Source organism: Paenibacillus sp. 32O-W, assembly GCF_007679495.1.
Taxonomy (GTDB): domain Bacteria; phylum Bacillota; class Bacilli; order Paenibacillales; family NBRC-103111; genus Paenibacillus_L; species Paenibacillus_L residui.
Genome location: NZ_VEGP01000004.1, coordinates 78,493 through 91,619 on the forward strand (window position 1 = coordinate 78,493; position 13,127 = coordinate 91,619).

At 49.1% G+C, this 13,127-nt stretch carries 9 protein-coding genes; 5 read left to right on the forward strand and 4 right to left on the reverse strand.

Going from position 1 to position 13,127, the window contains the following annotated elements; all coding sequences use genetic code 11:
• Positions 1-6 precede the first annotated feature (6 nt).
• Together FS806_RS02675 and FS806_RS02680 are read right to left on the reverse strand one after the other, a co-directional pair.
• A complete protein-coding gene (locus tag FS806_RS02675) occupies positions 7-771 on the reverse strand; it encodes a metal ABC transporter ATP-binding protein (protein WP_144932909.1) in 765 nt (254 codons plus the stop codon).
• 105 nt (positions 772-876) lie between these two features.
• A complete protein-coding gene (locus FS806_RS02680; protein WP_144932910.1) occupies positions 877-1,857 on the reverse strand; it encodes a metal ABC transporter solute-binding protein, Zn/Mn family in 981 nt (326 codons plus the stop codon).
• Between the two features lie 420 nt (positions 1,858-2,277).
• On the opposite strand from FS806_RS02680, the gene FS806_RS02685 reads away from it, so the two are divergent.
• Entirely contained in the window at positions 2,278-4,338 is a 2,061-nt protein-coding gene (locus FS806_RS02685) for a 5'-nucleotidase C-terminal domain-containing protein (protein WP_186328173.1), read from the forward strand.
• Positions 4,339-4,475: 137 nt separating this feature from the next.
• On the opposite strand, the gene FS806_RS02690 is transcribed toward FS806_RS02685, so the two are convergent.
• Entirely contained in the window at positions 4,476-5,537 is a 1,062-nt protein-coding gene (locus FS806_RS02690; protein WP_144932914.1) for a Gfo/Idh/MocA family protein, read from the reverse strand.
• Positions 5,538-5,540: 3 nt separating this feature from the next.
• A complete protein-coding gene (locus FS806_RS02695; RefSeq protein WP_144932916.1) occupies positions 5,541-6,281 on the reverse strand; it encodes a ThuA domain-containing protein in 741 nt (246 codons plus the stop codon).
• 240 nt (positions 6,282-6,521) lie between these two features.
• On the opposite strand from FS806_RS02695, the gene FS806_RS02700 reads away from it, so the two are divergent.
• The 4 genes from FS806_RS02700 to FS806_RS02715 all read left to right on the forward strand — a co-directional run bounded on the left by FS806_RS02700 (position 6,522) and on the right by FS806_RS02715 (position 13,090).
• Positions 6,522-7,475, forward strand: a complete 954-nt coding sequence (locus tag FS806_RS02700) for a helix-turn-helix domain-containing protein (protein ID WP_144932918.1) — start codon at positions 6,522-6,524, stop codon at positions 7,473-7,475.
• A 252-nt stretch (positions 7,476-7,727) separates the two neighbouring features.
• Entirely contained in the window at positions 7,728-8,360 is a 633-nt protein-coding gene (locus FS806_RS02705; protein WP_144932919.1) for a class D sortase, read from the forward strand.
• A gap of 181 nt (positions 8,361-8,541) precedes the next feature.
• The gene (locus FS806_RS02710) at positions 8,542-12,699 is read left to right on the forward strand and encodes a PAS domain S-box protein (protein WP_186328174.1); all 4,158 of its coding nucleotides are present in this window, start codon (positions 8,542-8,544) and stop codon (positions 12,697-12,699) included.
• Positions 12,689-13,090 (forward strand): response regulator, encoded by a 402-nt coding sequence (locus FS806_RS02715; protein ID WP_186328175.1) that lies wholly within the window; start codon positions 12,689-12,691, stop codon positions 13,088-13,090. The genes FS806_RS02710 and FS806_RS02715 overlap by 11 nt, the downstream gene beginning before the upstream one ends.
• Positions 13,091-13,127 lie beyond the last annotated feature (37 nt).

The window sequence follows — 13,127 nt, forward strand, 5'->3', positions numbered from 1 at the left end:
CCTTCATCACCTCGCGTTCAAGATCCATGCCGAGCGGTTTTCCTGATCGAGCATGGTCAGTCTGCCTCCGTACGTCTGCTGTAATTTATCGGCTGTAAATACTTGGTCCGCGGGGCCGAAGTCGATTAAATTGACGTTTAAAAGCAGAACCCAATCGAAATATTCCTGGACCGTGGCCAGATCGTGATGGACGACCAGGACGGTCTTGCCCTGCATCTTCAACTCGTTCAGCAGAGTAATAATCGCTTTCTCCGTAGCGGCGTCTACGCCGACAAAAGGCTCATCCATAAAGTACAGCTTGGCATCCTGGGCGAGGGCCCGCGCAAGAAAGATACGCTGCTGCTGTCCACCGGAAAGCTGGCTGATCTGCCGGTCGGAATAATCCGTCATTCCGACCTTGGCCAGACAATCCATCGCTATTTTCTTCTCTGTCGAGCCGGGACGTTTAAACCAACCCAAATGCCCATACCGTCCCATCATGACGACATCGAGGGCGTTCGTCGGAAAATCCCAGTCGACCGATTCCCGCTGAGGAACATATCCGATCATGCTCCGCTGTTCGGCATAGGGGCGGCCGTAGATGGACACTTCGCCGGATAGGCGGGGTATAAGTCCAAGGGCCGCTTTAATCAGCGTCGATTTTCCGGCACCGTTCGGACCGATAATTCCGATCAGCTTGCCTTCCGGCACTTCGAAAGAGACGTTCCGGAGCACCGGCTTCTTCTGATAGGCGACTGATAAATTGTCTATTTTCAATGGCACCTTATTCATATGTTTTTCATCCCCTTAGATTATTGATAGCTTGCAAGCAGGGCGAATGCAGCCGGATGGCGGAAGCCGCATCCCGGGCATTCCCGCCGTTTGCGGAATCTGCCGCTATTTCAAAGCATTAACGATGGTATCCACGTTATGGCGCACCATTCCGATATAAGTTCCTTCCGGTGTTCCGTCTTTGCCCATCGCGTCGGAGAACAGCTCGCCGCCGATTTTTAGTTCGTGACCTTTTTCCTTGGCGCCTTGAATGACCGCTTTAATTGCTTTATCGGGGACACTGGTTTCGATAAAAACGGCTTTGATTTTATTCTCAATCAAATAATCACGCAGATCGGTCACGTCTTTCGTCCCGGCCTCCGATGCGGTGCTGAGCCCCTGCAGTCCCATCACTTTAATTCCGTAGGCGTCGCCGAAATAGCCGAAGGCGTCATGGGCGGTAACGAGAACCCTGCTGGATTCCGGGATCGTGTTGATTTTGTCGGTGACTTCCTTGTGCAGCTGTTCCAACTGCTTCAAATAGGCGTCTGCATTCTTCTGATAATCGGCCGCATGAGCGGAATCGAACTCAATTAGAGCGTCCCGGATCGTTTCGGTCGCTGTCATCCACAGCCTCACATCGAACCAAATATGCGGATCGAATTCTCCCATCTCTTCGTCTCCTGCACGCAGTTGAGAGGTATCGATCTTGCTCGCGACGGCGACGGTCGGCTTCTTCTTCTCCATCCGTTCGAAAATTTCGACCATCTTGCCTTCCAGATGCAAGCCGTTGTAGAACACGATATCCGCCTGATCCAGCTTGGCGATGTCACCCTGGGACGCTTTATACAGGTGAGGGTCGACCCCCGATCCCATCAGGCCTATAACCTCTACATGCTCGCCGCCGATTTCCTTGACCACATCGGTTATCATTCCGATTGTCGCCGTTATCTTAATTTTCCCTTCGCTGCCGCTGAAGGCGTCCTTCGTTCCGCAAGCCGTCAGCATAACGGCCAGAGTCAAACAGGCCAAGACCGCCATCAGCTTTGTCAGCGAGCCTCTTTTTGTGAATTGCAAGTTTGCTTCTTTGGTTTTCCATCCACTCATGTTCATTCATTCCTCCGAAAAATAGTATTTTTAATAAAAAAGCGACCCTCTTTCCTTAAGCGAAAATAGTTAATAAGGTAAAATAAAGTTGAACAAGGTAAACTTTTCTTCAATTCTATTCCAGTTAAATTTGTTTTGTCAATCCTTTTTTTTGCTTAAGTTCAATTAAATTTGGATTAATTAAAAGTGTTGCGTAGAGACAAGATGTTCTGCTGCATGGAACAAAGGAGCCCGGGGGATTTTTAGTCCATTATGTTATTGGCATAAAAAGCGACCTTTAAAACCGGGTTATTCATCTTCGAGCCGGCTCCGTATAAAAGCTTTTTTTACCCAATCATTACATGGTTTTAACAGCGCGTTGAAGATTGCCCGTTACAATGGATGAGACAACTCATTATAAGACGAAGGAAGTGCTCTAGGATGTCTCAAAGAAATTGGTTGGCCGTTCTCGTGTTCATGCTAATGTCTGTCGTATCGATTCCGGCGTACGCCGAACAAAATCCGGTATTTTCAGACATTGAACACTCCCCCTTTAAGGAAGCGATTCTGGATTTGCACCGGGACGGTATCATAAACGGCTTCGAAAATCATTTTTACTATCCCAAGCAGCCTCTGACAAGGGCACAAGCGGCGTCGCTATTGGTCCGAGGCTTTCATCTGACGCCGATCGAACCGATCATTCCAAGCGATCCGACGATGAACAAATCGTTCCGATACTCCGATCCTCTCGGGGTCATCGATGAATCATTCTCGATTCCGTCTGCTTCGGATATCGTAAATCATTGGGGCTTGCAGGATATCGAGGGCTTGATCAAGGTTCGGGCCGCGGAAGTGGAGGGGGGAATTTTCTCACCGGAGCGGTTCGTCACCAAGAAGGAATGGCGGGAGATGCTGGCCAAGGTCGTTTTAGGCGTGGATTCCGGTGCTAACGGTCCGGAAGAGCTGGTCAAGCTTGGTCTTCTGAGGGAGGAAATCGACCTAGAAGAGCTGATTACACGAGAGGAAGCCGCCGGAAGTTTGCACCATATTGTGCGGCATCCCGATTTCAAGATCATTACCGTCTTTGCCACATCGGACATTCATTCCCATCTGGAGCCGTACAGGCCGGCAGGAGAGGAATATGTGATTGGCGGTCTCGCCAAAATGAGCCGGATCGTTAAGGATACCCGCAAGCGGCAGCCCAATACTTTGCTGGTGGATGCCGGAGACGCTCCGTATAACACCAATATCGGAAATTTGTTCGAGGGAGCTTCGACGATCGAGGTTATGAACGAGATGAAATACGATGCCATGGTGCTCGGAAATCATGATTTCGATTTTCCGATCCAGGTGATGCAGCGCAATGCGGAAAGCGCACAGTTTCCGTTTCTGTCGGCCAACACCTTCTATCGTGAAGCAAAGCCTTCCTTCCTGCATTCTTCTATTATTAAGGAAATAGACGGAGTGAAGATCGGTATTGTCGGCGTCACCGACGATGAGAGCCATTATTACACACATCCTCAAAATGTCGAAGGAATCAGCTTCACCGATCATTTCGAGGCGGCTCAGAAAGAGGTCGACGAATTGCGGGGCCGAACCGATATCATTATTGCCTTGGCCCATCTGCATGGAGACAATCCGCTGCTTCCGGCTCGGGTAAGCGGCATTGACGTGGAAATCGGAGGAGGTCAGGACGTGGTGGACTTTCCCAAGCAAATAGAGGGAACCTGGCTCATCTCTCCGGGAAAGCATGCAGAGGTCCTTAATCAGATCAACATTCAGACGATGGGCGGAAAGATGATCGGTCTGAACTTCGCTCACCTGTTCATGACGGACAATCTTCCGTCAGATCCGAAAGTGAACGAAATCATCGATCGCTACAGCAGCCAATTGGATCAGAAGATGAAGCAGGTCGTCGGCACGGCGGAAGTTCCATTGGACGGGGAGAGACAGACAGTAAGACTGAAGGAATCCAATTTCGGGAACGCATTGGCTGACAGTCTGAGAGACTTGACCGGAGCGGATATTGCTCTGCAAAATGGGGGCGGCATCCGGGCAAGCATTCCCGCCGGGGACATCACGCTGGAGCAAATTTACGCCGCGCTTCCTTTCGACAATACGGTTGTCATGGTAGAGGCAAGCGGGCAGACGGTTTGGGATGCGATCGAGCACAGCCTGGCAAGCTATCCGGCCGCTGCCGGAGGATTCCTGCAGGTATCCGGGATTCAGTACACGTTCGACGCCTCGAAGGAGCCTGGCGCAAGACTGGTGGAGGTGACGATGGACGGTCAACCATTGGACAAAAACAAAACCTACAAGGTGGTTGCCAATGACTTCCTGACAGGCGGCGGGGACAAATTTACGATGCTGAAGGAAAACACGGTCTTAAAGCAGAAGACGAAGCATTACTTAAGAGATGCATTTACCGAATACGTGCGGAAGAATGGGACGATCTCCCCTCAGTTGGAGGGTAGAATCCGCATTCTGAATTCAGGTGAATAGAGCGGAAAGGAAGGACTGTCCCTCCAAAGTGGAAATGAAGAAGAGGCCGTTGACCTCGCTCCGCAAAAAAATGCAGCCGACCCTGTCCAAGGGCGGCTGCATTTTATTATTTCGAATATCTGACTGTCCACAGAAGGTTACAGGCGTACTTCCGTTTGAGTTTCGGCCGATTCGTAGATTGCGGATAAAATCTCGATCATGTCAACGCCGTACTCGGGAGTGATGATCGGCTCGGTCCGTCCGAATACGCAGTCAATGAAATGGCGAATGTTGAGATGATGCGCCTGATCACCGGTCTTGGGAAACCGGGGAGTGATGTCGCACAGCACCTGCTCGATCTCGGTAAACAGCTTCAAATCGTCATTCTGCATGCTGCAGCCGGCGAGCGTTCCTCGAAGCTCGAGAAATTTCGATTCGTGCTCAATGTTGGAGGCCCAGCTAAACTCGATTTGCAGCGTAGCCCCGTTCTGGAACCGGATGAACCCGGAGGCCAAATCCTCGACATCGAAAGTCCCTCCGACCGGCCGGCCGGTTACTTGCTTGAGATTCGGGTCCGATATCGTTGTGCCTGCGAATTTCGTATAGGTGGAGGCGGATACGGACATCGGCTTCGGATTTCCCATTAACCAAATGGCGAGATCGATCATATGAACCCCGAGATCAATAAGAGGGCCTCCGCCGGACAGAGCCTTTGTCGTAAACCAGCCTCCCCGACCGGGGATGCCGCGGCGGCGGATCCAACCCGTCCGTCCGGTATAGATATCACCCATCGCTCCGGAGTCGATATATCTTTTCAGAAATTGCGACGCCTGGGTAAACCGGTTGTTCCGCATCACCATCAGCACTTTGCCGGATTGCCGGGCCGCTTCGGCCATCTTGCGCGCTTCGGCGGGATTGATGGCGTCCGGTTTTTCGCAAAATACATGGATTCCCCGGTTCAATGCGAAGATCGATATTTCCGAATGGAACAGGTTAGGGGTGCTGATTCCAACCGCGTCCAGCTCCTCGCGCTCCAGCATCTCCCGATAATCGGTATAGATGCGCGGAATTCCGAAATCCTTGGCCGCAGCCTCCGCCAGCTCCCGATTCGAATCACACGCGGCCACAAGCTCCACCTCCGGAAGAGACAGCCAACCGGGAGCATGGATATGGCGGAAAATATTGCCGGTTCCGATAACACCAATCTTAAGCTTGCTCATTCGTTAAACGCTCCCCTTATCTTTAATCGGCTCCAGGGATGGAACGTAACGCCCGTACTTCGGCTTGCTGTCGCCCGTCGGTGCGGCCCAGCGTACGCTGTTGGCGATGATGCGGCGCACTCCTTCATTATAGTAAGTCGGATGCGTCTCATGACCCGGACGGAAATAGAAGATGCGTCCCAGCCCTCTCTTGAAGCAGCAGCCGCTGCGGAACACTTCCCCGCCTTCGAACCAGCTTACCAGGACGAGCTCGTCCGGTTCCGGAATATCGAAATGCTCTCCATACATTTCTTCCTGCTCCAGCTCGATGTATTCGCCGATTCCCTGCACGATAGGGTGTCCGGGAGAGACGACCCAGAGCCGCTCCTTGTCTCCGGCTTCGCGCCACTTAAGATCGCAGGAGGTACCCATTAATTTCTTGAATATTTTGGAGAAATGCCCCGAGTGGAGAACGATCAGTCCCATTCCGGCAAGCACCCGCTGATAGACCCGCTCGACGATCTCATCCTGAACTTCCTTATGGGCCATATGCCCCCACCAGACAAGGACGTCGGTCTCGTTCAGCACTTCTTCCGTCAATCCGTGCTCAGGCTCATCCAACGTTGCGGTGCGGACTGCAAATTCCGTGCCCAAGGCTTCCGCCAGGACGGCATGTATTCCTTGCGGATAAATGTTCCGGACCGCCTCATCTTTTAGTTCATGGCGGTATTCATTCCATATGGTGACTCTCACATTGCCGCTCATTTCATTGCCTCCTTATTTATGCATTGCACTAATGGTTTGTTCTTGTCCCCTCTATCATAAGTAAACAGAACGGCCGAGAAAAGGAGCGATCCTGACCATTTTGTATCCAATTGTGCTCACAAGCGATCAAGCATGGTATAATTAATCGATGGAATAGCGATTCTTAAGTTTATCAGCCGTTCGGCTGTTTGACAATGTGGGACAAGCAAACGATTAAACCGACCCGGCGGGGGGAAAACAATGAAGATCAGCCATGAGGAAGTCCATTATCAGAATCCTTTTTTGTGTCTCAAAATTTGGGAAATCGTTCACGACAGCGGCGGAGAAATGATGCCTCAACCGGCCGATACTCCGCCGGATCGCTGGCATTATCATAGAGAAGCGGAATTCCTGCTCATTCTGCAGGGAGAGATGGAGGTGGGGGTTCCCGAAGAGAAATGGACGATTGGAAGCGGGGATGTGCTGCTGATCGGCTCCTCTCAGCCGCATTGGACGCGTCCGCTCGGCAAGCCGCTGAAGTACATTGTGTTCCAGCTTGATCTTGCATCCCATTTTGATCAATCCGTAGTGGTTCACCTGAAATATTTTCAAGAGCAGATCCGGCCGTTAAGCGCGTTAAACTATATCTTTAAAGAAAATCCGGAGGCAAAGAAGAAGGTGGCCGAGGCCATTCTGGGCATTTACGAGGAAATCGGGGGCCAGGCCAAGGGCTATGAAATTGCGATTTCGATGCTGGTCAAGCAGATTATTCTGGTGCTTGTCCGGAGTGACCGCAGCGACAGACTGCAGTACGATCGCGGAGAGCAGCTGCAAATGCTGGCGCCTGTTCTACTTTATATCGATAAGAACCTGAAGGAGAAAGTGACGGTTGCAGAGGCAAGCCGGCGGATGAATTTAAGCTATCATCATTTCTTGCGGACGTTCAAACGGGCAATCGGCATGTCTTTCACAGAGTACGTTAATTTTAAACGGATCCGGAAGGCGGAGCAGCTGTTATTGACCGAGGACCTGACCGTCGAGCAGATTGCGAACGAGGTGGGGATACCGAACCGGGCGCATTTTCATGAGCTGTTCAAACGGCAGCACGGCTGTTCTCCGGCACAGTTCAAGAGAAGAATGCATAAGCAGTTTCCGACCGGCGAGTCCCGGAAGATCTCGGGGCCGGAAGAAGCTGCAGCGGGCACAGATGGCTAAAACCTGTGCACACGGCCTGGCATTACAATACGTATTTTTATATACTAAAATTGATTTATTTTGTAAATTTCTATATATCAGTTGCATGGTTTCAATACTAGTCTTATACTCGTGTTTAAGAGGAACTCTGTCTTGAATTTTCTAAGCGGGATGCGGCCATATAACGATGATTGGGCCTGTCGTCCTTGTATGCCAAGACGACATATTAACGGGATAGGGAGGTTGCCTGTGCTGCGAAAGAGGAAGACCGCCATGAGAAATAAAATTGGCTCTTTATTAATCCTTATAGGTGTCATTTTCATATTCGTTAGTGTATATCAGTATTTCAGCCATAAGATAGGAATGCAAAGAGCGTTGGAGGAGGCGGAAAGCAAGATTTCCTTGGAACAGGAATTCAAGCCCAAGCCGATAGTTCAGCCGGAGGTGGATTCTAAGGAAGCTCTGCAGGCTGCCCAGTTAGCAGCAAGACAGCAATTTGATCCCCAGGATAACGATGTCATCGGTGTTCTGAAGATTCCGAAGATTGAAGCCAAGCTGCCGATTATCGAAGGAACGGATGAGGAAATGCTCGCCAAAGGAGTAGGACACTACCGCACAACGGCATTTCCTATGGATAATGAACAAATCCTGCTGTCGGGACACCGTGATACCGTCTTCCGAAATTTCGGCGAATTGGAGATTGGAGACCGTCTGATCGTTGAAATGCCTTACGGAACATTCGAGTACAGCATTGAGGAAACCGAAATTGTCTCCAGCGATAATACAACGGTTATAGGCCCCAAGGGAGAGGAAGTCTTAACCTTGTCGACCTGTTACCCGTTCAGATATGTTGGGGATGCCCCCGACCGGTTTATAGTTTACGCTTATCCGGTAGAGGATGAATAGAAACCATGTTGTATCAGCAAGGAGTCAGATGGCTTGAGCCTTAATCATGAGGTTTGGGCCATTTTCTTTTATCACCTTCGTTTCTACTTCCAGATCGCGAATTCAACAAAAAATGGTCAGAAATTGTATAGGAGCCTGTGAGATTATAAATATAATATCGTCCAAGCTCGAGGTGGTCTCTTTGCATCACATACATGGCACTTATAACATTCCGCTTGTCATTCTTTCCGTCTTCATTTCCATTTTTGCATCTTATGCTTCATTAAATATTATAGACAGGGTAGTTTTGAAGCAAGGAAGATCCCGGTTCCTTTGGATTTTATTCGGGTCCTGTGTAGAGGGGTTGGGCATTTGGTCGATGCATTTTGTCGGGATGCTGGCGTTTCATCTGACTTTCGAAGTAACCTATGATCCTTGGCTGCTGGTGCTTTCGATGATCCTTCCCGTCTGTGCGGCTTTTATCGCCATGCAGTTTGTCAGCAGAGAGAATGTCACCCATTTCCAAACGGTATTGGGCGGCTTGTTCATGGGACTGGCTATTACTACGATGCATTATACCGGGATGTTCGCAATGATCGTTCCTGCGGAAATTCACTACGATCCCTACTTGGTTACCCTGTCTCTGCTCATTGCGGTTACGGTTTCCATAGCGGCGCTCTATTTGATGTATCAATATAAAAAGGGCTCGCGGAAATCACCATATCTCTTAAGAATTGCCGGAAGCTGCATGATTGGCGGCGCCATTACCAGCATGCATTACACGGGGATGGCTGCGGCCAGCTTTACCGTATCTGAAGAGATGCTGCAGCGCTCTATGGAGTATCCGGTTGTAAACAATATTGACCTTGCCGCTTGGATCGGTTTGACCGCGGTATTCATCCTGCTCCTGATCATCTCTCTGCAGTCGATCGAACACAAGATAGAAATGCGATTGGCTACATTGAATGAACGAAGATATCATTACATGTTTGAGCACAATCCGGATATCGTGTGCCTCTTTGATGTGCACGGAAAATTGCTGCAGGCCAACTCCTCAATGGAGAAGCTTACAGGCTACACTGTGGAAGAGGTAAGAGAGAGGACGATTCCCGGCATGCTGGATCTCCGGAATCGTTATAAAGTGATTTCCAAATTCAAGAAAGTATCGGAAGGACGTTCCCAATCGGTCGAAATTACCTTATGGCATAAGAACGGCTCGCTTCTTCATCTGAATACTACGATCGTTCCCATCTTTATGCACGGAGAAATAGTTAACATTTACGCGATTTCCAAGGATGTAACAGCCCATAGAAGAGCTGAGGCTGGATTAAGAAGGGAGAAGGATACCGCCCAGAAATATTTGGATGTCGTTGGCGTTATGCTGTTAGTTCTGCAGGCGGACGGGACGGTTTCCTTGATCAATAGAACGGGGTGCCAAATTCTCGGCTATCCGGCTGAACAAATCATCGGTGTCCATTGGTTTGAGCATTTCGCAGCGGATCCTTCCCGAGATCAATTCAGGCTGTTGCTCCAGAGGCTTATAGATGGAGCCCAAGAGATGGAAGAAAGCTTCGAAAGCACGATCAGGACCAGAACAGGAGAAAGAACGATCCTATGGCATCATACGATTCTTCTGGATGACGATGAGAACAAGCGAATCCTTGTTTCCGGAGCGGATATTACGGAACGTAAGCAAGCCGAGATCGCGCTGCAGAAGAGCGAAGCCAGTTTATCGGAATCCCAACAAATTGCCAAGCTGGGAAGCTGGGAGTGGGATTTGAAGAGAAATGAATGGAACTGGTCCATCGGCATGTACAAGATTATCGGATTGGACAAGGACAAGCTAACGTTGGCCCATATTGTTTCCCTGGTCCATCCGGAAGACCGCTTGCAATTCCAGCAGAAAGTGGAAGAAGCGTTAAAAAATAAAAGCGAATGTACTCTGGAATATAAAATGCTGATGCCGGATCAGACGATTCGCTATCACTACGGGGAAATCCACATGGAGGTGGATGATCGGGGGACTCCCGCCAGAATGTACGGCTTTGTTCAGGATATTACGGAGCGCAAACAGCTGGAAATGAAGCTGCGGGAAGTCACGCAGGCCAAGAGCAGCTTCCTCGCCAGCATGAGTCATGAAATACGGACGCCGCTGAATGCTATTCTGGGGCTGGGCCATCTCATTCAGATGACCGATTTGTCCGACAAGCAGAAGGACTATATTCATAAGATTCAATCGGCCTCGCAATCTCTTCTGGGCATTATTAATAACATTCTGGATTTCTCCAAAATCGAGGCGGGGAAAATAGAACTCGAGTCCATTCCTTTTCAGCTAAGCCGGGTGCTGAAGGAGGTGACCGATGTTATTTCCGTCAGTGCCGCTGAGAAAGGGCTGCATATTTTCTTTAGTTCAGAATGGGATGTACCCGATGAGCTGATCGGCGATCCTTTGCGGCTTGGACAAGTCATCATCAATCTGGCCAATAACGCCATTAAGTTTACGGATAGCGGAGAAATTGTAATTCGAACGAAATTAGTCTCACTAAAGCATGATAGTGTAAAGCTGCAGATTTCTGTCAAGGATACGGGAATCGGTCTCACACCCGAACAAAAATTGGTCATTTTTCAGTCGTTCGCTCAAGCGAATGAAGCGACAACGCGCAAATATGGAGGAACCGGCCTGGGTCTGTCGATTAGCCAACAATTGGTTGAGATGATGAACGGGAGCATCCATGTGGAGAGTCGCATCGGGAAGGGGAGTACGTTCTCATTCACGGCGGAATTCGGGCTTCAGGAACAGCGGGAAAGAGTATTAATTCCCGACAAGCCGTATAAATTATTAGTTATCGATCAAAGCAAAACCTCCCAGGATTGTATTAGGGAATCGCTATGCCCTTATACTTTTGAAGTGACCTGCTTGGATGACGCTTCTTCGTTGGATACGGGGCGGATCCCTTTACGGCAGGACGTGAGAACCGGATATGATCTAGTCTTGTTGGACTGGAATACAGACAAAAGTAATTGTTTCGCGGCAGCGAAAGTCCTAGGGAATAGTTCTGAAGTAAGTGGTATCCCTTCCATTACCATGGTAAACTGGTTTCAACGGACTGATATGGATGGAAATAGCAATTTGCCCCGTCCGGATTATATTTTGGAAAAGCCCTTTAACAGGGAGGAATTACTTGCTGCCGTCTGGAAAGCCATAGTGCCAGCTAAACGGGGTGATGCCGGCGAAGTCCAAGCACTTTCTCTTACCGGACCTATGGAAGAAGGGCCTAATCAGACAAGGATTTTGATCGCGGAGGATAATCAAATCAATCGTTTGGTTTACCAGGAGATTATAGCTCCGTATTTTAATAATGTAGTTTTAGTCGGCAGCGGGAAAGAAGCGGCGGATTTATTTACTCGTTCACCCCGCCTACAATTTGATATCATACTGATGGATCTGCAAATGCCGGAAATGGACGGCTTCGAAGCGGTCCGGCTTATTCGCAGTCAGGATGCGGAAGTTCCGATTATTGCCATCACGGCTCATGCTCTGTTATCGGTTAAGCAGCAATGTTTAGAACAAGGAATGAATGATTTTATTTCCAAGCCGATCGTTCCGTCGCAGCTTATTTCTACCATTATTAAATGGACTAACGGCAGATTGGAAGAAGGTTATATTAAATATGGAGAAACGGCTGTAAGCAGGTATAGTCCTCCGAATATTCCATCCTTGGATTCAGACCTGCTCGATTTGGGCACGCTATCAGGCCGTCTAAACGGGAATCAGGCTAAACTATATGATCTATTGATGACGTTCCTTAAAGAGCATTCCGAATTTATTCCGCAAATCCGTCGATATTTAGCCGAGGAGGACTATGTATCCGCAGGCCGCCTTGCTCATAATTTGAAAGGAGTGGCCGGCAATCTGTCCATGGATTCCCTGGCGCACTCCGTTCATCAGCTGGAGAAAGCTCTTAATCGGCGGGAAGGAAGTAAGATCAGGGTTCAGATAGAAGAGTTGAGACTTCTTATAGATGCGTTAACCAAGAAAATTGAAGCCTGGCTCCAGCAAGTCGATGATGCTATGGAGATGGAGCCCCTGGTCCAGAAACCGGGCAAAGTATATATAACTTCATTATTTAGAGAGCTTGATCTTCTGTTAAGCAAGAACAGCATGGCGGCGTTCGAAGTTTCGGAACGTATATATAAGGTTCTGCGCGGAGATCCCGGGATCGGGAAAGAGGCAAGAAGCCTTGTGCATTCAATAAAACAGTTGGATTATAGCCGGGCAAGACAAATATTGCTGGAAATCGAAGCCGGTTTGCTTTATCAAATACCCGAAGACAGGGTGGGATTTGAAATTGAACGATAAACATACGATACTAATTGTCGATGACTCACCTTCCAATATTTTGCTGCTGCAAGCGATTCTGGGAGAGGAATATGAAGTCTTGTATTCAACAAGAGGGGAAAAAGGATTGGAAATGGCGCAAGAGCTACAACCCGATTTGATCCTTCTGGATGTTATGATGCCGGATATGGATGGGTATGCCGTGTGCAAGCAATTAAAAGAGAACCCTCTGACCGTTGCCATTCCTGTTATTTTCATTACCGTACTGGATCATGAGGAAGATGAAGGAAACGGGCTTCAGGCAGGGGCCATTGACTACATAACCAAGCCATTCAATACAACGAATATTATGATGAAGATTAGGAATCATTTGACGTTTAAGGACTTGATTCGCCACAGAAGGATCAACTGATTGATGCCTACAGAACCAAACCATTCAACGGACGGCA

Excerpts from the sequence above, each read along its gene's own strand:
- FS806_RS02675 (WP_144932909.1), bottom strand. The coding sequence starts at position 771 with ATGAATAAGGTGCCATTGAAAATAGACAATTTATCAGTCGCCTATCAG.
- FS806_RS02700 (WP_144932918.1), top strand. The coding sequence starts at position 6,522 with ATGAAGATCAGCCATGAGGAAGTCCATTATCAGAATCCTTTTTTGTGT.
- FS806_RS02690 (WP_144932914.1), bottom strand. The coding sequence starts at position 5,537 with ATGAGCAAGCTTAAGATTGGTGTTATCGGAACCGGCAATATTTTCCGC.
- FS806_RS02685 (WP_186328173.1), top strand. The coding sequence starts at position 2,278 with ATGTCTCAAAGAAATTGGTTGGCCGTTCTCGTGTTCATGCTAATGTCT.
- FS806_RS02695 (WP_144932916.1), bottom strand. The coding sequence starts at position 6,281 with ATGAGCGGCAATGTGAGAGTCACCATATGGAATGAATACCGCCATGAA.
- FS806_RS02705 (WP_144932919.1), top strand. The coding sequence starts at position 7,728 with ATGAGAAATAAAATTGGCTCTTTATTAATCCTTATAGGTGTCATTTTC.
- FS806_RS02680 (WP_144932910.1), bottom strand. The coding sequence starts at position 1,857 with ATGAGTGGATGGAAAACCAAAGAAGCAAACTTGCAATTCACAAAAAGA.